General features: G+C 41.6%; 16 protein-coding genes. 7 read left to right on the top strand and 9 right to left on the bottom strand.

Translation table 11 applies throughout. The features are described 5' to 3' along the window. Window positions 1–56: 56 nt before the first annotated feature. From topA to M2132_RS01745, 3 genes are all read right to left on the bottom strand, one after another. A complete protein-coding gene (topA, locus tag M2132_RS01755; protein WP_280670709.1) occupies window positions 57–2,471 on the bottom strand; it encodes a type I DNA topoisomerase in 2,415 nt (804 codons plus the stop codon). A gap of 130 nt (window positions 2,472–2,601) precedes the next feature. Further along, window positions 2,602–3,186 carry a DUF3109 family protein gene (locus tag M2132_RS01750; RefSeq protein ID WP_280670707.1) on the bottom strand — a complete coding sequence of 195 codons (585 nt, stop codon included), beginning with the start codon at window positions 3,184–3,186 and terminating at the stop codon, window positions 2,602–2,604. Between the two features lie 76 nt (window positions 3,187–3,262). Next, a complete protein-coding gene (locus tag M2132_RS01745) occupies window positions 3,263–3,721 on the bottom strand; it encodes a type I restriction enzyme HsdR N-terminal domain-containing protein (RefSeq protein WP_280670705.1) in 459 nt (152 codons plus the stop codon). 72 nt (window positions 3,722–3,793) lie between these two features. Here M2132_RS01745 and M2132_RS01740 point away from each other — a divergent pair, with 72 nt between their 5' ends. The 4 genes from M2132_RS01740 to M2132_RS01725 all read left to right on the top strand — a co-directional run bounded on the left by M2132_RS01740 (window position 3,794) and on the right by M2132_RS01725 (window position 10,097). After that, a complete protein-coding gene (locus tag M2132_RS01740) occupies window positions 3,794–4,564 on the top strand; it encodes an AMP nucleosidase (protein ID WP_280670703.1) in 771 nt (256 codons plus the stop codon). 18 nt (window positions 4,565–4,582) lie between these two features. Next, window positions 4,583–5,587: a DNA polymerase III subunit delta gene (holA, locus tag M2132_RS01735; RefSeq protein WP_280670701.1), complete on the top strand. Its 1,005-nt coding sequence runs from the start codon at window positions 4,583–4,585 to the stop codon at window positions 5,585–5,587. Window positions 5,588–5,691: 104 nt separating this feature from the next. After that, window positions 5,692–7,377 (top strand): energy-dependent translational throttle protein EttA, encoded by a 1,686-nt coding sequence (ettA, locus tag M2132_RS01730; protein ID WP_280670699.1) that lies wholly within the window; start codon window positions 5,692–5,694, stop codon window positions 7,375–7,377. A 161-nt stretch (window positions 7,378–7,538) separates the two neighbouring features. Next, on the top strand, window positions 7,539–10,097 hold the full coding sequence (locus tag M2132_RS01725) for a DUF5686 and carboxypeptidase-like regulatory domain-containing protein (RefSeq protein WP_280670697.1): 2,559 nt from the start codon (window positions 7,539–7,541) through the stop codon (window positions 10,095–10,097). A 3-nt stretch (window positions 10,098–10,100) separates the two neighbouring features. Here the strand turns inward: M2132_RS01725 and M2132_RS01720 are convergent, their stop codons facing one another. The 6 genes from M2132_RS01720 to M2132_RS01695 all read right to left on the bottom strand — a co-directional run bounded on the left by M2132_RS01720 (window position 10,101) and on the right by M2132_RS01695 (window position 17,692). Further along, a complete protein-coding gene (locus M2132_RS01720; RefSeq protein WP_280670695.1) occupies window positions 10,101–11,048 on the bottom strand; it encodes a diacylglycerol kinase family protein in 948 nt (315 codons plus the stop codon). A gap of 77 nt (window positions 11,049–11,125) precedes the next feature. After that, on the bottom strand, window positions 11,126–11,812 hold the full coding sequence (gene mnmD / locus M2132_RS01715) for a tRNA (5-methylaminomethyl-2-thiouridine)(34)-methyltransferase MnmD (protein ID WP_280670693.1): 687 nt from the start codon (window positions 11,810–11,812) through the stop codon (window positions 11,126–11,128). Window positions 11,813–11,817: 5 nt separating this feature from the next. Continuing rightward, window positions 11,818–12,297, bottom strand: a complete 480-nt coding sequence (gene ispF / locus M2132_RS01710) for a 2-C-methyl-D-erythritol 2,4-cyclodiphosphate synthase (RefSeq protein WP_280670691.1) — start codon at window positions 12,295–12,297, stop codon at window positions 11,818–11,820. An 11-nt stretch (window positions 12,298–12,308) separates the two neighbouring features. Next, entirely contained in the window at window positions 12,309–13,484 is a 1,176-nt protein-coding gene (porV, locus tag M2132_RS01705; protein ID WP_280670689.1) for a type IX secretion system outer membrane channel protein PorV, read from the bottom strand. 50 nt (window positions 13,485–13,534) lie between these two features. Then, window positions 13,535–17,014, bottom strand: a complete 3,480-nt coding sequence (porU, locus tag M2132_RS01700) for a type IX secretion system sortase PorU (protein WP_280670687.1) — start codon at window positions 17,012–17,014, stop codon at window positions 13,535–13,537. Window positions 17,015–17,053: 39 nt separating this feature from the next. Further along, entirely contained in the window at window positions 17,054–17,692 is a 639-nt protein-coding gene (locus tag M2132_RS01695; protein ID WP_280670685.1) for a fumarylacetoacetate hydrolase family protein, read from the bottom strand. A 208-nt stretch (window positions 17,693–17,900) separates the two neighbouring features. Here M2132_RS01695 and pyrE point away from each other — a divergent pair, with 208 nt between their 5' ends. From pyrE to M2132_RS01680, 3 genes are all read left to right on the top strand, one after another. Continuing rightward, complete coding sequence (pyrE, locus tag M2132_RS01690) at window positions 17,901–18,530, top strand: orotate phosphoribosyltransferase (protein ID WP_280670682.1); 630 nt, start codon at window positions 17,901–17,903, stop codon at window positions 18,528–18,530. A 20-nt stretch (window positions 18,531–18,550) separates the two neighbouring features. Beyond that, window positions 18,551–18,988 carry an SRPBCC family protein gene (locus tag M2132_RS01685; protein WP_280670681.1) on the top strand — a complete coding sequence of 146 codons (438 nt, stop codon included), beginning with the start codon at window positions 18,551–18,553 and terminating at the stop codon, window positions 18,986–18,988. A 117-nt stretch (window positions 18,989–19,105) separates the two neighbouring features. Further along, window positions 19,106–20,752, top strand: a complete 1,647-nt coding sequence (locus M2132_RS01680) for a diphosphate--fructose-6-phosphate 1-phosphotransferase (RefSeq protein ID WP_280670679.1) — start codon at window positions 19,106–19,108, stop codon at window positions 20,750–20,752. Window positions 20,753–20,930: the final 178 nt, after the last annotated feature.

Below are 20,930 nucleotides of genomic sequence, written 5' to 3'. Positions count from 1 at the left end.
AATCCTGTCGCCTTTGGGGCTTATATCATTACTCTCAAGTCCAGAGGAACTGATTTTTATTTTGCTTTAGCCTTGCTTGAGGTTGTTTTCTTTTTGGTTGTTGTTTTAACCTCTTTATCTACCTTTTCTTTTGTAGATGCTTTAGTTTTTTTTGCAGGTTTTTTGTCGTCCTTTTTATCGGTTATCTCAACTATTTTCATGCAACTTTCGAATGTCATTTCGTTAGGATCTACACCTTTTGGCAGTTTGTAGTTCTTTTTCTTATATACCAAATAGGGGCCAAATCGTCCGTTAAGCAGTTGCATATCGGCATCTTGTTCAAACGTTTTGATGATTCGTTCCTTATCTTTGCGCCGTTTGTCGATAATTAACTCAATGGCTTCTTCGCCTGTTATCTGATAAGGGTCGCTTGTTTTGGGCAGAGATACAAATTTATTATCGTGCTTTACATAAGGTCCAAAGCGTCCAACGGCAACGGTCATTTCCTTATCCTCGAATGTACCTAAGGTACGAGGTAGGTCAAACAGCTTTAATGCTTCGTTGAGTGTGATTGTTGCTAACGACTGATTTTTTTGCAGGCTTGCAAACTGTGGTTTTTCTTCTTCGTCTTGCGTACCTATTTGCGCCATTGGCCCGAAACGTCCTATTTTAACCGAAACCTGTTTCCCTGTTTTAGGATCTGTACCCAATACCCGTTCGCCCACTTTGCGTTCGGTTTGGGTATCCATTGCGTTTTCTACAATCGGGTGGAAGTGTTTATAAAAACCATCAATAACCGATGTCCATTCTGAATTCCCCTCGGCAATATCGTCGAAATGTTTTTCTACGTTTGCCGTAAAGTTATAGTTCATTATATCGGGAAAAAACTCAATCAAGAAATCGTTAACAACCATACCTATATCGGTTGGCATCAACTTATTTTTATCTGCACCATACACTTCGGTTTTTTCGCTATCTGTTATTTGCTTGCGTTTTAGTTGCAATACATTATACGCTCGCTCGGTTCCTTCCAGCGAATTTTTAATAACATACTCCCTGTTTTGTATAGTAGAGATGGTGGGGGCATAAGTAGAGGGGCGGCCAATACCCAGTTCTTCCAGTTTGCGTACGAGCGATGCTTCTGTATAACGGGGTGGACGCTGACTGAAACGTTGGGTTGCAGTTATATCCTTGAAGCCCAATTCTTCGTTCTCCTTCATGGGAGGCAATATACCTTCTTCTGTTTCTATTATTTCTTCATCGTCCGTACTTTCGAGGTATACGTGCAGAAAACCATCGAACTTCATTACTTCGCCTTCGGCTATAAATTTCAGTTGGTTATCGCCAAAGTTTATGGTTGCCGTAGTTTTTTCGAATTCGGCATCAGCCATTTGCGATGCTATGGTTCTTTTCCAGATAAGCTCATATAGTTTTTTTTCTTGAGCTGTACCTGTAGTTTCGTGCTCGCTTATGTATGTGGGGCGTATGGCTTCGTGAGCCTCTTGTGCGCCTTTCGATTTAGTTGCGTACTGGCGTGTTTTTACATAACGATCGCCATAGGTCGATGATATTTCGGCTTTCGATGTGTTTATTGCCAGCCCAGATAGGTTTACCGAATCGGTACGCATATATGTTATCTTTCCCGACTCGTACAGTTTTTGTGCCAACATCATGGTTTGACTTACCGAATAACCCAACTTACGCGAGGCTTCTTGTTGCAGTGTTGATGTGGTAAAAGGTGCGGCAGGCGACTTTTTTGTAGGACGGGTTTGTATGCTTTCTATCGAAAAATGAGACGATTTCAGCTTTTCGAGAAGAGCCATCGCCTCAGCTTTTGTTTTGGGACGGTTGTTTAGTTCCGCTTTTATTTCCTGGATTTTACCTTTTTCGTCTGTTTTAGTAAAAAAGGCAATAATCCGGTACGCGCTTTCGGCTTTGAAGTTGTGTATTTCCCGTTCGCGTTCCACAATGAGCCGTACGGCAACCGACTGTACACGTCCTGCCGAAAGGGCAGGCTTTACTTTTTTCCAGAGAACGGGCGATAGCTCGAACCCTACAATGCGGTCAAGAATACGGCGTGCCTGTTGTGCATCAACCAGATTTTGGTCTATATTGCGTGGATTTTCGATGGCATGCAGAATCGCATCTTTCGTTATTTCGTGAAAAGCGATACGCCGGGTGTCTTTTTTGTCGAGACCCAAAGTTTCGAACAAGTGCCATGATATGGCTTCTCCTTCGCGGTCTTCATCGGAAGCAAGCCATATTATTTCAGCATCTTTAGCAGCGCTTTTTAGTTCGGAGACCAGCTTTTTTTTGTCGGGCGATATTTCGTATATGGGCATAAAATTATGCTTGATATCGATACCTAAGTCTTTTTTCTTGAGGTCACGTATGTGCCCGTAGCTCGACATTACTTTAAAATCTTTACCAAGAAATTTTTCTATTGTTTTGGCCTTTGCCGGCGACTCAACTATGACTAAATTTTTCTGCATTTGCTCAGTGTTTCTTTCTTCTCCGCAACTTGTTCTTTTGCTTTTTTTGAAACGCAAAAGTAATGATTTTGTTCGTTAAATGAACAAAAATTTATTTTTTTATGGGTCAAAGGATATGTTTGACAATATATTAGTCTTTCATTTTGCTATTAAGATATTCTTCGGCTACGAGACATAATTCGTCGTACCATTTTTGCCCAAAACGTCTGATGAGTGGTTCTTTCAGAAACTGGTATATTTTTAGCCCTTTCTGGTTGCCCAATTCAACGGCGGCTTTGCATACCCTCCAACGGTGGTAGTTCAAGGCTGTGAATTCCCTATATTTGCCAAGGCGGATGGGGTAGAGGTGGCACGAAACTGGTTTGTAGAAACCGATACGGCCCTCGCGGTAAGCTTTTTCTATTGCACATTTACACGTTCCGTCGCTATCGTAATAAGTGAAAACACAGTCCTTACCATTCACGATGGATGTAACCATGTCGCCATCACGATCTTTGTAGGCAACACCTTGCTCTTTAATCAGGGCTTGTGCCTGAGGCGAGAGGCTGTCCCAGACATGGGGCAATGCTTCTTCCAGAAGTTTTACTTCTTCGGGTTCTAAGGGTGCGCCTGAGTCGCCATCTACACAACATTCGCCTTTACATGCCGAAAGGTTACACAGGAAATTTTCTTCAACAATATCGAGCGATATTATTGTATCGTCTATCTGAATCATTCTAATTGGAAATTTTTTTACGCAAAGGTAAATTATTTAAGACCCGAATTCAAATAACTTGCTCTTCAAAACAAAATTATAGTTGATGCAAGCAGCCGTAGTGAGGTATATCTTCCATAAAAGAGAAAGTTTGTTTTTGATAATCAATGCAACAACAGTAATGTTCCAAACCGTTGGATACTATCAGGTAACCGACCTTTAGCGCCATATTATAACGGATTATCTGGTCGAAGGTTTCCTGACTTACCTTCACATCGGGCGCTTTATATTCAACTACTGCTAATGGAGTAAGGTTGCGATTATATATAATGGTATCGCATCTTTTTTTTAGGTTATTCAGCTCTATTTGTACTTCGTTGGCCATCAAAGCTGGCGGATAACCTTTTTCGTGTACCAGATAGTTTACAAAATGTTGGCGTACCCATTCTTCGGGTGTGAGAACAACGTACTTGCCACGTAAACCATCCCAAACCATGATTTTTCCATTAGCTTTCTTTAGCTTTATATTGAAAGGGGGTAAGTTAAGCGCAAGCATTTTTTTGTATCTTTGTTTTCTGCTGATTTGTTCTTGAAAGCGGGAATCCGTGAACGTAAAATTAGGATTAAAATGAAGACAAAGCAAGAAATCGTTAAAAATTGGCTGCCCCGGTACACCAAAAGGGCGCTCGAAGATTTTACACCATATATATTATTGACAAATTTCAGCCGCTATGTTGAGATATTTGCCGAGCATTTTAAAGTGCCGATATTGGGGCTTGACGGGAATATGCCCAACGCATCGGGTGGGGGAATAACCATCATCAACTTCGGAATGGGTAGCGCCAATGCGGCTACTGTTATGGACTTGCTGAGTGCCATATCGCCAAAAGCTGTATTGTTTTTAGGTAAGTGCGGAGGCTTAAAGAGACATAACAGGCTGGGCGATTATATCTTACCTATTGCAGCCATAAGAGGCGAAGGAACGTCTAACGACTATTTTCCTCCGGAAGTACCTTCGCTGCCCGCATTTAGTTTGTTGCGGTCGTTATCGTCAAACATTCGCGACTTTAACCACGATTATTGGACAGGAACGGTTTATACAACCAACCGCCGGGTGTGGGAGCATGACGAAGAATTTAAAGAGTACCTACGCAGCATTAGGGCGATGGCTGTCGATATGGAAACCGCCACGCTGTTTACCTGTGGTTTTGCCAATCAGATACCAACGGGGGCTTTGTTGTTGGTTTCAGACCAACCGATGATATCGTCGGGCATTAAAACCGAAAAAAGCGATCAGGTGGTTACCGATAATTTTGTGGAGGAACATGTCAGAATAGGCATCAAGGCCCTTACTACACTGATAAATAATGGGTCGACCGTAAAACACTTGCGTTTCTAATCCCCCTTTCCCTGCGCTATGAATTTCGATCACCTGAGAAAAGACATACAAGAACGCAAATTTCGTCCTGTTTATCTGTTTATGGGCGATGAGCCTTATTATATAGACGAACTGACAGATTTATTAGTCGATACAGTACTACCCGAAGAAGAGCGTGACTTTAACCAAACCATACTTTATGGCATGGAAACCGATGTGGCGCAAGTGGTGACGCTGTGCCGCAGTTTTCCCATGATGTCTGATTATCAGTTGGTAGTGGTGAAAGAGGCTCAAAATCTGAAGAAAATTGAAGAACTTGAGGTTTATGTAAAAAATCCTCTTGCCTCAACTATACTTATCCTTAACTATAAGAATGGGAATCTGGATAAGCGTAAAAAATTGTATGCGGAGATAGAAAAAAACGGGGTTGTTTTTGAGTCGAAAAAGATACCCGAATATAAACTACCGGCTTTTATTCAGTCGTACTTCACGATGAAGGGGTTGGGTATTGATCAGAAATCATCGCAAATGCTAACCGACTTTGTAGGGAACGACCTCAGTCGATTGGTAAACGAGCTGGAAAAACTTCTGTTGTCGTTGCCCGAAGGTGAGAAACGCATAACAGCCGACCTCATAGAGCGAAATGTTGGCATCAGCAAAGACTTCAATAATTTCGAGTTGCTGAAAGCCGTTATAGAACGAAATACTTTCAAAGCTAACCGGATAGCCGATTATTTTGAGAAAAACCCCAAAAACAATCCATTGATTGTTACCTTGGTCGTATTGTTCAATTTTTTCAGTAACCTGATGGTTTGTTATTGGGCAAAAGATAAATCGGAAAATGGCATTGCCTCCGAACTGGGTTTTCGCAACCCTTATCAGGCAAAGGATTATGTGGCTGCTTTAAGAAGTTATAACGCGTTCAAATCGATGGAGGTGATATCGCTGTTGCGAGCCTACGATGCTAAATGCAAAGGCGTGAACAATGCCTCGGTAGGCGATGGCGAGCTGCTGAAAGAGTTACTCTTTAAAATAATGCACTGATTTGTCAGGGTGTTTGTCTAACCTCTTAAATTGCCTTATCTTTGCACTCGCAGAAAAGAAAACCGAAATTATCAAAACATTAAAATATATATTTAAATACATCTATGGCTGACGATAAGAAAATTATATTTTCGATGATTGGGGTTAACAAAATCTATCCACCCCAAAAACAAGTACTTAAAAACATTTACCTGTCGTTCTATTATGGAGCAAAGATTGGTATTATCGGCCTGAACGGATCGGGTAAGTCGTCTTTGCTGAAAATAATAGCAGGCATCGACAAAGAATATCAGGGAGAAATAGTTTCGGACAAAGGTTTTTCGGTAGGTTATTTGGAGCAAGACCCTAAGCTTGACCCTACGAAAACCGTTCGCGAAGTTGTGCAGGAAGGTGTGCAACCCGTTCTTGATGTTTTGAACGAATATGAAGAAATTAATGCAAAATTCGGACTTCCGGAGTATTACGAAGATCCCGATAAGATGGATGCCTTGTTTGCCCGTCAGGCCGAGTTGCAAGATAAAATAGACGCTACCGATGCTTGGAATCTGGACAATAAGCTGGAGCGTGCCATGGACGCTCTTCGTTGCCCGCCCGAAGACCAACTGACAGAACACCTTTCGGGAGGTGAAAAACGCCGTGTGGCTCTTTGCCGTTTGTTGCTTCAGCAACCCGATGTGTTGCTTTTGGACGAGCCTACCAACCACTTGGACGCCGAATCTATCGACTGGTTGGAGCAGCACTTGCAACAATATGCCGGAACGGTTATCTGCATCACGCACGACCGTTACTTCCTTGACCATGTGGCAGGGTGGATTCTTGAACTTGACCGTGGCGAAGGTATTCCTTGGAAAGGAAACTATACATCGTGGTTGGAGCAGAAAACCAAACGCATGGAACAAGAGGAAAAGCAAGTGAGTAAGCGTCGCAAAACCCTCGAACGTGAGTTAGAGTGGGTACGCATGGCTCCTAAAGCCCGCCAAGCAAAAGGAAAGGCACGTCTTAATGATTACGAGAAATTATTGAATGCCGACCAAAAAGAACGTGAAGAAAAACTTGAAATATTTATTCCTAACGGTCCCCGTTTGGGAAACAAAGTAATAGAGGCACACGGTGTTGCTAAGGCTTATGGCGACAAATTGCTGTTTGACGACCTAAACTTTATGCTTCCTCCGAATGGTATTGTTGGTGTTATAGGCCCTAACGGTGCGGGTAAAACTACGCTTTTCCGTTTGATTCAAGGCTTGGAAAAAGCCGATAAAGGAACGTTTGAAGTTGGTGAGACGGTGAAAACGGCTTATGTTGACCAAGAACACGAAGATATTGACGCGAATAAATCTGTTTATCAGGTTGTATCGGGTGGTTCGGAGTTTGTGAGGGTAGGAGGCAAGGAAATAAACTCACGGGCTTATCTGTCGCGCTTCAACTTTGCGGGAGCCGATCAGGAAAAACTTTGCGGGGTACTGTCGGGTGGAGAACGTAACCGTTTGCATTTGGCTTTAACGTTGAAAGCCGAGGCCAATGTGCTGCTTCTGGACGAACCTACCAACGATATTGACGTGAACACATTGCGGGCTTTGGAAGAGGGTCTGGAAAATTTCGCGGGCTGTGCTGTTGTAATTTCGCACGACCGTTGGTTTCTCGATCGTATTTGTACTCACATTTTGGCATTCGAGGGCAACTCGGAAGTGTTTTTCTTTGAAGGTTCGTATAGCGAATACGAAGAAAACAAAAAAGCCCGTCTGGGTAATGTTGAGCCCAAAAGGGTACGCTACCGTAAGCTAATGGAGTAAACTCTGGTATAAAGAACCGTTTTTTTTGAAAAAAATAGATAAATATAACCTTATAGTTATTGATTTCAGCTTAAATAGAAATATCTTTGACCGAGGTAATTATTATATCAAATAAATAAAATGCCCGAGAACATCCAATCTTGGGCATTTTTGAAGTTTATATGCACACAAACATTATTACGAATATTATCATTAGGTTTGCCATCTTTCTTGTTTTTATTTTTGCTGTTCAGATAAGTGTTTCTGCACAAACAACAACTGTAAACGGAGTGGTTAGGGATGCTGTTTCGGGCGATCCGGTAGAGTTTGCCACAGTACGTTTTGACGATTCTACGATTGGCGGTAATACCGACGAGAAGGGAAAATTTAAATTCAGTAATCGCAACCAAAAAAACAGGGTTATAGTATCCTATATGGGATATGTAAGCGACACGATAACCGTACCCATTGGAAAAAACACAAATTTGGATATCAGGCTGAAGCCCGAAGGCATAAAACTTGATGAAGTAATAATCCGCCCAAAAAAAGAAAAATACTCCAAAAAGAATAATCCTGCCGTAGAACTCATAAAGAAAGTAATTGAGCATAAGCACGAACATCTGGCCACGGCACAAAATAACTATCAGGTAGAGGAGTTCGACCGTGTTTTTATAGCCTTGAACGAGTTTGATGAAACAAAGGCCGAAAAGAAAAACATGCAGTTCCTCGCAAAATATGGCGATACTTCAAGGATTGATAATAAACCTATCCTGCCTCTGTCTTTGCGCGAAACCTTGTCGAGTTTCTATTACCGTAAATCGCCAAAAGATACCAAACGTATTGTTAAAGCACATAAAACGGAAGGTCTGGATCAAGGAATGAACCTTGAGTCGATCGACGCCGTTCTGAAGGAGGTAATTAAAGACGTAGATATAACCGATAATAGTATAAATATCCTTTTTCGCGACTTTGTAGGGCCACTCAGTTCGGTTGCTTCGGTCAATTTTTATAAGTGGTATATCATTGATACTGTGAGTATAGACCAACGGCAGTATGTAAATCTGGGCTTTGTGCCTTTCAATACACGCGATGTAGGTTTTATGGGCAATCTGTATGTGTCGACCGACTCTGCGTATGCCATAAAGCGGCTTTCGATGCGTGTGCCTACAAATGCGAACCTGAACTTTGTTGAAGCTATGCTTATAGAGCAGGAGTTTGAGGAAACAAAACCCGGTGTGTGGATTCCCAAGCAATATATTATGGCTATGGATTTGTCGTTGGTGGATGTTGCCAAATTTTATGTAGAAAAAGTAAAAGACTTCAACGATTTTGAATTCAATCAGCCGATGGATGCTGTCTTTATAAATCCGAACCCTGTATTGTATCTTTCGGGCTACGATAAGATGTCGAAAGAATATTGGGATGCGAGCCGGCCAACAACCTTCAATAAAGATTATGAGGTTGGCGAAATGATGGAAGAGTTGATGAAAAAGCGGTTCTTCAAAATTGCCGTAGGAGCTGCTAACATATTGTCATCGTCTTACATACCTACATCGAAGGATGAAGAGAAAAATAAATTTGATATAGGTACTGTGCTGACTTTTTTCAGTTATAACGATATTGAAGGGGCACGTTTCAGGCTAACGGGGACTACTACAAGCCATTTTCATCCGCACCTTTTCTTGTACGGTTATGGGGCTTACGGTATAAAGGATCAGAAATTTAAATATATGGGCGAAGTAAACTGGGCGTTTAATAAGCCGAAATATCATAAAGATGAATTTCCGGTCAATAACCTGAGCGCTACCGTAAAATACGATCTTAATGCTCTGGGACAACGCTTTTTGCAAGCCGAAAGAGATAATATATTTATGTCGGGCAAATCGGGTAAATACGACCGTATGACTTACGATTTTTCGACACAAATAGCCTATAAGCGTGAATATCACAGCGGTTTTTCATACAACCTTTTTGCCCGTACACACGATGAAAAGCCAGTCAAGAATTTGGTGTTCAAACAAATAGATGAATATGGAAATTCGCATATCTGGGATAGGCTGAAAACTACGGAAGTAGGACTCGACTTGCGTTATGCCTACAAAGAAAAATTCTTTCAACAGAGGCGTATCAGGCGAACACTTTCTACCTCAGGGTTTATTTATAACCTGTCGTATTTGGCAAGTCTGAAAGATGTTATGGGAGGCGATTTCGCATACCACCGTCTTAATTTTTCGATGACAAAAGAGTTTTGGATAGCCCCCTTTGGCAAGGTTTATACAAACGTAACTGCCGAAAAACTGTTTGGCGAAGCACCTTTTACAGCCTTGGTGTCGCCCAATGCCAATACATCTTACACCGTACAAAAGGGATCGTTCTATTTGCTGAACCCGATGGAGTTTGTCAGCGATGCACAAGTAACATGGGATATAAATTATAGGATGGGAGGATGGTTGCTGAACCGCATACCTCTTATTAAGCATTTCGGTTGGCGCGAGATATTTGGTTTCAGAGGTGTTTGGGGCTCATTGTCTAAAAAGAACAATCCGGATCATAACAGAAAACTATTGGCTTTTCCCGAAGAAGTTTATACAATAGATAAAAAGCCCTATATGGAAATCAATATTGGCTTGGAAAATATACTCAAAATATTCCGCATAGATTATGTGCGCCGCCTTAATTATTTAGACCATCCCAATATAGATAAACATGGTATAAGGATAAGCCTCGATGTGGCTTTCTGATGGCTAAACCCAACGGAGTATATTAGATAGTATTTCGGTAGGTGTAAATTTGCTGTTAGTTACGTTTGTGGGTGTCAGAACTTTCAAGCCCTTAGGTATGATCCTGACATGGATATCTTTACTTGTTTCAACAGGATCGCCATCAACATGAATAACCCCTTCTTTTTCTCTTTTTATAGTTACCTCGTTGGTAAGTATTTCTATTAATTTATTGTTGTTGTCCATATTTTTGGAGAAAAGCTGCAAGGTTGTTTGCGGCACATCCAATATGTTGAGTGGTTTTAGTATGGCAATGTTCATCAAACCGTCTTGAATATCGGCATTTGGCGCAATGTAAGCATTGTACCCATATTGACTGGCATTGGCACAGGTAACAACAAAGGCTTTATCTTTCAGTGTGCCTTCGGCGCAGATAATTTCGTATTCTTGTGGCTTTAGCTGAAAAAAGGATTCGAGCATGGTTTTCAGGTACATTATAGAACCTCTTTTTTTCTCGTTGGCTGCTTTTTGACTTACCATGGCATCGAAGCCCATACCACACGTACAGAAAAATATATGATCGTTGGCAATGCCATAGTCGATGGCGTTGACATTCTCTTCCTTTATAATCTGGATGGCTGCCTTGGGGTTAAGAGGAATGTGCAGGTCGCGAGCCAACCCATTACCCGAGCCCAACGGAATGATAGCCAAAGCAGTGTCGGAGCCGATAAGGGTGCGGGCCACTTCGTTTACAGTACCGTCGCCTCCGGCAGCGATAACATAATCTACGTTGTTATCTATGGCCAATTGTGCAATCTCTGAACCATGACCGGCATATCCGGTGATAAATATATGTAACTCAAAACGGTGTGCATCAAGTTCTTCGGCCAAATGATGAGGCAGACTGTGTTTTGACGATGTTCCTGATACGGGATTGATTATTGCATATACTTTCTTCTTATTGCTAACCATAGAGCTTTTGTTAAAAGTTTGTTAAGCAAATATATTGCTTTTTTAGCATATTCGGGAATTATGAAGAATATTAATTTTCATCCTCCTGGCCGGAATGCTCTGAGCATTTCTCTTTTACCGGGAGGTCCGGGAAGGCGTTCAACCGTATATCCTGCCTGCTGCATCATTCGCCTTACTATTCCCTTAGCGCAGTAGGTGGTAAGTATTCCACCTTGGATGGTTTTGCCGAAAAGACGGTTAAAGACGGTTTGTGTCCATACGCCATTTTGTTTATTGGGAGCAAAAGCATCTAAGTATATGAGGTTAAACGCTTCGTTTCCTGTCTCGAAGTTGGGCTTGCTAAAGTCGGTTTCGATTTTGTGGAGAGTGAAGTTGGGTGTTATTTCTACCACCTTTCCCCATTCTGCCTGATGTAAGTTAATGAAAAGGTTTTCATCTTTAGTTTGTAAAACTTCGGGGTAATTTAATTGTTCGGCCAGATTTAAGGGCAGGGGATATAGTTCTAAGGTTGTATAATGTATATTAAGGTTCAGTTTTTTTCCTTCCAGCAGAGTAAGCAGAGCATTCAGCCCTGTACCAAAGCCTATTTCCAAGACAGATATATTTTTACTTTTTTGAGCAATCGGACGCAACCCTGCATCTATAAATACATGCTTGGACTCTTGTATTGCCCCGTTAACGGAGTGATAATGTTCGTCTAACTCGGGTATATATAAAGTAGGAGAGCCATCGGCTGTAGATTCAATTCGAGCAGATTGAAGCATCGTTCTTAATCTTTTTCGATAAGTACTACTGCATAGGCCGAGAATCCCTCCTCACGGCCAACGAAGCCCATTTTTTCGGAAGTAGTAGCTTTTATAGATACGCAGTCTGTTTCTATGTTCAGTATCCGTGCAATGGTTTCTTGCATTTTGGGGATATGAGGGTTTATTTTGGGCTTTTCGGCACAAATGGTAGCGTCAATGTTACCTACCCGGTATCCTTTCTGCCCGATGACTTCCGAAGTACGTGCCAAAAGTATTTTACTGTCAATATTTTTGTACTCTCCGGCTGTGTCGGGGAAGTGAAAACCTATATCGCGCATGTTTGCAGCACCGAGCATAGCATCGCAGATAGCATGCAGAAGGACATCCGCATCCGAATGTCCCAGCAAGCCTTTTTCGTGCTCTATTTTTTCGCCGCCCAGCCACAGTTCCCTGTTTTCGGCTAAGCGGTGTACATCGTATCCAAAACCAACTCTTATCTGCATAGTTTTTGTCTTTACTTCATCAGATTACGTAAACCATCCATATCGAACGATATTGAGAAACGCAACGTTTGATCTAACGGGTTAGACTGTGCTGTAGATATTAGGTAAGCGGCGTCCAGTTGAAATACGCTCATCTTGAAACCGGCACCTACAGAGAAATAATTTCTATTACCTTTTTCCTTGTTTTCGTAATAATAACCACCACGGATAGCAAACTGATTGTTATACAGATATTCAGCACCTATCGACCACATTACCTCTTTCAGCTCTTCTTTGAATCCACCGGGTGCGTCACCAAAAGATTTGAATATACCGCTGATAGAACTCATATCGCTGTAGCGTTGGTCTCTTTCGGTTGCAGTTTCGCCTTCTTTTATTTCGGGCTTACTTGGTACCAAAAGCTTGTTTATGTCGGCGCTGATGCTGAAAGAGTTGTAATCGTCGATTGGAACGGTTAACGAACCACCTAAACGCATATTAGTTGGAAGGAAATTGTAAGTATTTCCGTCGTCGTACGATATTTTACTACCTATGTTCGAGATATTAAATCCAAGACCTAACATACATTCACGGTCGCCAAGCATGAGGTACGATTCGTTGTATCCGGCAATATCCGCGGCAAAGGCATTTCCGGGGGTACCATCGTCGCCATCTGTTCCGGTTGTATAGTCACCTCTTATGTAGCGAAAAGCGATACTACCAGAAAAGGTTTCGGTCAGTTTTCTTGAATACGCAATGTCAATAGCCATTTCGTGAGGACTTGCTTTATAGTCTTCAAAACCGGTTTCGCTGGTTAAGGGAACGTCACCCATAGTAAAATAACGCACCGAGGCGCTGATTGCCTGATTGTCGTCACTCCCTATCTTGTAATATCCAACACCGTATATAAGTGCGATATCGTTTACCAACTTTCTAAGCCAAGGGGTGTACGATATGGAAGCCCCTGCCTTACTGTTTATAAAGGCATATTTGGCGGGATTCCAGTGTTGCGAAAATATATTAGGCATTGTTGCCGCACCAACATCACCCATAGCTCCGCCCACAGCATCGGGGGCTATAGAGAGCGAAGGCATAGCTGTTATAATAGGGTTAAGCTTTGTTTCTTTTATATCATCATCGGCAAAAGCAACCGTTCCACACATAGCAAACAATGCACACAGCAGCGATCTTTTTATTACGTTCTTCATTCTTGTATTTTAAATTATCAATCTTCTAAATAAACAGACAAAGATACTTTTTATTGTCCTAATACGATTAATTTTTCTGATTTTGCCGATTCGCCTTTTCCGTCAATGCTTATCGTAACACGGCAGATGTACACTCCGGCTTCTATACGCGCTCCGTTGCCCCCTCTTAAATCCCATTCGTACACGTAATTGCTCATGGTCGATGATGTGCCGCTTTCTTCGTGCTGCCACACCATAGCTCCTGTCATTGTAAATACTTGGTACTTGACTTTAAGCGTTGACCCCGGAACGTCGGACGTGAATACAAATTTAGTACTTGTCCGTGCAGGGTTGCCCCATATCTTGAAGTCGTAGATATTAGGTTTATAGTTATCCGAAACTTCGAATTCTACGTTTTGTGTTTGCGAATTATTCCATACATCCCATACCTTAAACATAAGGCTATGTTTTCCGTTGCTCATTTCGGGCAGTTGGTATCTGACCGACCCTACGGTTGGCAATGAATCGTTCAACTGAAAGTAAGATGTAAGGTCGTAACTGTCTTTTCCGTCTATCATCACTGATATATTATGGCCGATGGCACTCGATTGGTTGATGCCCGTATCGTCCGATACCTGGGCATAGAACACAGGAGTGGCGTTGACAACGTCGCCCGACTTGAACGATTCTTTATTCAGATACAATGCTTCTATTACCGGCGGGTTATTTTCTTCAACAGCCGAACCATCTGTACCACCAACAACATATTGGCTGAAGTAACCATTGGCATCGCCCATCTCGTCGGAATATGCATAGAAGTTCATTTTTCCCTGTCCATCGGTATAGAGAATGTCTTTTGGGGTAACAAAGGCGAACTCAAACTCGCCATCCACTATTTGGGCGTTTCCGGTAAAGATTGTATTCGTGAAATCTGTATAGTTTGTTGCTATTGAAGGGTCTGTTCCATTCCGTTGGTTACCCCGTGTTTTTAACTCCTGCTCGCTGTCGTAAACAATAGAGCGAAGCGTTCCGTTATAGTCTGTAACCGGATTGCCGCCGGCATCTACAATCTGTCCTTTTATTTTGTTGTACGACAGAGCCTTCATCTGGTAATTGCTGCTCCCAATAGGTTTATCATTTATTTCAGTAACCTTTACCTTGAACTCTTGTTTGGGATAGTTGAGCCGCAAAGCAGGATCGCCCAATAGAATGAATACTTTATTGTCGCTATTTATTGTTTGATTTTTTGCTTTCATGATGATATCTCCAAGGCGGGGCATGCTGCCATCCTTATTTGGGGTAAACATTTCGGTAAAGAAATTATTGTTTAGTAATTTAGACCCACTAATACCTATCACTCTTGTTGTTGCAAATAAAGCAATAGCCCCTCCTTTTGGGTTGAGCAATGCTGTTTCGGCCGACGAGGCATAGTTAAGGTCGTTTGCATCGAAGCGGCCAAAGTCGCAAGTTTGGGTAATCCACAAAGGCAGGCATGTATTAGTCATATTTTCAATGTCTTGCTGTACAATTATATACTCGTGTGCCCAATCGCGCGGAGAACCATGCCCAATATAATTAAGTACTAATGTTCCTTTGTCTATATAGTCGAACATCGCTTTCTGAGCCTCGGGGTAGCGGGGACCGTTGGATGTTATCACCCGCTCGTAAGCGTCTTCGTACACTTTTTGAGTAATAACTTCCGGAAAGTTCTTTTTTATATTGTTGGCAATAATCTCAGAGCCATTTATGTGATTTCTTTCGCTACTTATTGTACTACTTTTTCCACCCAATAGGTCATCAGAAATCAAGGTGATTGAATTTTGCCAAATTCCGGGATTTTCGTTTTTGATATATTTTTCTATTTTATTTACAGCAATTGCTGCTTCGCTGGTAGTGCGTACAGGTATTCGCCCGATGCCAATCTGTAGTTTGTTGTTTGTTGTTTCTTCATCGTTCAATTGCCCTATATTGTCGTCAGTACAGATAGATCCGTTGTTGGTTAGTGAAATAACAGACTGATATGTAAGCAATATACCTCTCTTTTCGGCTTTATTCCATTCGTTGGTAATAAAGCGATTGTCGTACGAGCCATCTCCAAACAGAAGCAGGTATTTAGGGCTTTCGTCTATCATTCCCGATTGTTTACGGTCGTAAAACATTTTCAGAAAACGGCGGTATGCCATTACATCGGGTTTGCCCGAAGAAAATTCGTTGTAAATATCTTGTGGGTTAACAATAAGAGAGGTCAGCCCCGAATCGTCGGCATGTATTTGAGCCAATTGCTCGGCATATTTTTGCAGATAAGGCTGAACTATGATAACCATGTCGTGCGTTTCGGCTGCATGTAAGTTCTGATTGTTGATTTTTCCTATAACCGTGGGTTTAGAAAAACTTTGGTTGAGATCGACCAACGCGTATTCCCTCATCACAGTGTTCGATGCAACGAACGACAGATTTGTCCCTGAGAGGTTGCCCTTTATCTGTTTTATTGTTGTATTGTCGGTAACATCAAATATAAGTGTGTTGCTGTTTGCGTTAGCGACTTCGAACTTTAAGCTCGGACTGTTTTTTTTACTACGGAAAAGGGTTGATGCTCCATAAGGCTTTAGCTTGCGGGTATAATTTATGCGAATGTAGTCGAGATACAAGTTTTTATCGGCCGACGACCCTTTTGTGACCGCCAATTTGAACGAAGGGTTTTCCCCGATATTTTTTTCTGAAAACGAGCCGCTTTTTTCGAAAGCTACTATATAATCGCCAAGGTTACTGCTGCTTAGAGCGGCGGTATTGATAATTGTACCATTAGCACTTAGCTCCAATTTTGCAGCGGCAGAGGAGCCTGTGGCATAAGCGAAGTTATAGTCGATGATGGTAATCGAGTCGGCAATATTTCCTGTAAGGGTGAAAGGAAATGATTGGCTGGTAGTTACATTAAAGCTTTCGCCAAAGAACTGCCGTCCTGTTTCGCCCAGATTTATTAATTCTTTTTCGTGCAGGGCATAATCGTTGAAAGTAGATGTTGATATTGTGGCTGTGGTTTCTTCGTCGGAAGGGATTGTTTCAACGCGTTTTTGCCCGGTTGCTTTTTCTGTTACAAAATAAAAAGATTCGAGCGAGTAAGGGTTTTGTGTCTGTATGAATTTCTGTAAACTGTTGCTATACTCCCATTTCACATCTCCACGCCCGTAAAAGAGGATGTAATCGCCTGCTCCAAAATTGGCGGGCTCTTTACTCATCCATATAGATATTTGGGGAAGGTCGTCAACATAAGGCTTTACAAAGTTTTCGTCAAGAATCCATCCACCGTAGCCGTATATCTGAACATTCTGAGGATTCTGCAACCCCATCTTTTTCAGGTCTTCGTAAGTAAGTTTATAAACACCTGTTTCGGCTATCTGTATTTTATACCAATCGCTTTCTGCCAAAACAGAATTTGCCGCATAACGGTTTCCATCATTCATTGCAGCCTGTGTTTGCTGTAAGTTGCAAAAAAGAAAGGTAAGCGTAATGATGAACAGATGAATGTAATATCTAATATTTTTTCTTGTCATGACAGATTTTTAAAAATGGGCTTATACCTTTTGTTCAGTTTACCGTACGTGAAAATCAACAAGTAATTGGTTTTCTGTTTTTCCTGTTACATGGTCGCCTATTTTCAGGGCTGTTTCCGATTCTTGCAAATCGAAGAAAAACAAATCACCTATTTTCAGTGTAAAAAAACAACTGGCATACGCAATGGTTTTATCTATAATATCCTCCAAGTTATCAATGGCCGATTTTTGTTGAACACTTTCGTTTACAGACAACGATAAAGACAAATCGTTTAGGCCTTTACCGAGAGTTTTAATGCCAACGAAATCGCCTAAAATAGTCGAATAATCGAAATTTTGCGACAAGTCGCCGGGCAATCCTCTTTCTTTCAGGTCTATCTCCACATCGTGCGCCGTTAAGTTTACCCCAACAGCAATCTCATTATAGTAACGATGCGCAAACTTCTTGCCAATATTCTTTCCCAAACGGTCTATTTTTACAATTAGCCCGATTTTACAACGGATGTCGGCCGAGAAATCGGGGATGTAAAACGGTTTCCCGCCTTTCTGTATCGAAGAGTCGGGTTTCAGATACAGAACCGGATATTCCGTCTTTGCACTACTCTCAATTAACGTTTTTTTTATGTTATTATTGTGCAGTGAATTGTAATAGCCAAATTTTGTGCAAATTATCTTCATTTTTGCTTTAAAGCTGCTTTATAATATTTAAGAACAAATATATGCAATATTTTTGGTACAGATACTTATGCTTAGTATTCAATAATATTTTTTAAGTGAAGCATTGGCGAGTATTAAAGAAAATAATTTTCGTTTTTTCGGCTTTATTCTACCTTTGTTATATTATATTTGCAATTCAGAAATTCAATATTTAGATATTTAAAGCCTTATGAGTTCTTTAGAAATTATCACAGCCGAAAAATTACTTCGTATAAAAGCAATTAAGCTTCAACCATCAAACCCGTTTACTTGGGCTTCGGGATGGAAGTCTCCGATTTATTGTGATAATCGTAGGTTACTGTCTTACACTACAATCAGAAGCTTTATCAAGATAGAGTTGGCGCGCGTTATCATGGAAAAATACCCCGAAGTTGACGCTATTGCCGGAGTTGCAACAGGAGCTATTGCTCCCGGTGCTTTGGTTGCCGATGCTTTAGGATTGCCATTTGTTTATGTCCGTGCTACACCAAAAGATCATGGTTTGGAAAACCTTATTGAGGGCGATTTAAAACAAGGAAGCAAAGTAGTAGTAGTTGAAGACCTTGTTTCCACAGGAAGCAGCAGTCTGAAAGCTGTTGAGGCTATACGCAACGATGGCTCGGAAGTGATAGGTATGGTTGCCAATTTTACCTATGGTTTCCCTATTGCATCCGAACGTTTTGCCGATGCTAAGGTAGAACTAACCACCCTTACAAACTACGAAGCAGTATTGCAGGAAGCTGTAAGAATAGAATATATAGCAAAGGAAGATTTGGCCACACTGCAAGAATGGAGAAAAGCTCCGGCCGATTGGAAATAAAACTGATAAATTGAAGGGGAATGACAGAATTTACCAGTGAAATAAAAATTATACCATACTCGGATGAGGTTATATTTCCGGTATTATCCGATTTAAGTAAACTGGAGTTGGTGAGAGACCGTTTGCCGGAAGATAAACTGGAGAAAATGAAAAACTTTTCGTGCGACAGGGATTCATTTACGGTTTCGGTCGATCCGGTAGGAAGCATTCGTTTTGTGATTGTGGAACGTGAGCCAAACTCAACAATAAAATTGCAGGGTGAAAAACTGCCTTTCGACATTAATATGTGGGTGCAATTGAAGGCTAAGTCCGAAACCGAAACAGCGATGAAGCTCACCGTTAAGGTGAATCTGAATCCGTTTTTGAAGCCGATGCTGTCTAAACCCTTGCAGGAAGGCATAGCAAAAGTTGCCGACACTTTGGCACGCTTACCTTACGATCAGATAAGTTCTTTATAAAATAAACCTTTTAATAAAAAAGGTATTACAAAGCAGAAGCATTGGTATGTGTATATAAACCAATGCTTTCGGATTTTTAAGAAATTGAATTATAATAACAATAAAACGATTTTTGAGATGACAAAAAGTGCATTGCAAATAGCAAGATCTGCTTACAAGCCTAAGATGCCTAAGGCGTTGTATGGGGCGGTTAGAGTAGAAGAAGGTGCTGCAACACAATCGGTAGCCGATCAGGAAGCCGTGAAACAGCTTTTCCCAAACACTTATGGTATGCCTATCATCAAATTTGTTGAATCGGGCGAAAAAGTGAATAGTCCGGCAGCTAATGTAGGGGTAATCCTTTCTGGGGGGCAAGCACCGGGAGGGCATAATGTTATTGCCGGTATTTTTGATGGCATTAAGAAATCCAATCCGGATAGTAAACTTTATGGTTTTTTGATGGGTCCCGGAGGGCTTATCGACCATAAATATATAGAACTTACGGCCGACATTATTGACGAATACCGTAACACGGGTGGCTTTGATATCATCGGTTCGGGACGTACAAAGTTGGAAACAAAAGAACAATTCGACAAAGGACTTGAAATTCTGAAAAGTCTGGACATCAAAGCCTTGGTTATTATCGGGGGAGACGACTCAAATACCAACGCCTGTGTGTTGGCAGAGTATTACAAATCGATCAACGCCGGAGTACAAGTGATAGGTTGCCCCAAAACGATAGATGGCGACTTGAAAAACGAAATGATAGAAACATCTTTCGGTTTCGATACTGCCTGTAAGGTTTATTCGGAAGTTATCGGTAATATTCAGCGCGACTGTAATTCGGCTCGTAAATATTGGCATTTCATCAAATTGATGGGTCGTTCGGCATCGCACATTGCCTTGGAATGCGCTTTGCAAGTACAACCAAATTATTGTTTAATTTCGGAAGAAGTTGAAGCAAAAGGCCAGTCGCTGGACGAAATCGTTACCGATATAGCCCATGTAGTGGCTGCTCGTGCTAAGAACGGAAATAACTTTGGTACGGTGCTTATCCCGGAAGGGCTGATTGAGTTTATCCCTGCCATGAAGGCTCTTATTGCTGAACTCAACGACTTCCTTGCACACCATCAGGATGAGTTTAATGCTATCGAAAAAGACCGTCAGCGTCAATATATTATAGACCATTTATCCGCTGAAAACTCAGAGGTATATGCAAGCCTTCCTGAGGGTGTTGCCCGTCAGTTGACGCTCGACCGCGACCCTCACGGAAATGTTCAGGTTTCGCTTATCGAAACAGAAAAATTGCTTGCCGAAATGGTTGCCGCAAAATTGGCTGCATGGAAGCAGGACGGAAAATACACCGGTAAGTTTTCTACTCAGGTACACTTCTTTGGTTACGAAGGCCGTTGTGCCGCACCATCGAACTACGATGCCGATTATTGCTATGCACTCGGATATACGGCTTCGGCTCTTATCGGTGCAGGCAAAACGGGATATATGGCATCTGTACGCAACACAACGGCTCCGGCCGAAGAGTGGATTGCAGGCGGGGTTCCGGTTACGATGATGATGAATATGGAACGCCGTCATGGCGAACTTAAACCCGTTATACAGAAAGCATTGGTAATGCTTGATGGTGCTCCCTTTAAGTACTTTGCTGCCAATCGCGAAAACTGGGCTATAAACACCGAGTATGTGTATCCGGGTCCCATCCAATACTTTGGGCCGACCGAAGTTTGCGATCAGCCAACAAAAACATTGAAACTGGAACAAACTAAATAAAAAATAAGCTTTGCGAAATATTAAAGCGTAACATTTCGGATGTTACGCTTTTTTTATTTTCTTTGAAAAAGGATAAATATGTATTAGGAACCTTTTACTTATAGTATTTTGTCATGCTGACGATAGGAAGCATCTGTTGTTACACAAAACTGATTCTTCACTAAAGCTCAGAATGACA

Origin of the sequence: Dysgonomonas sp. PH5-45 (genome assembly GCF_029893235.1) — a bacterium.
GTDB lineage: Bacteria > Bacteroidota > Bacteroidia > Bacteroidales > Dysgonomonadaceae > UBA1309.
This window is presented reverse-complemented; position numbering and strand designations above follow the sequence as displayed.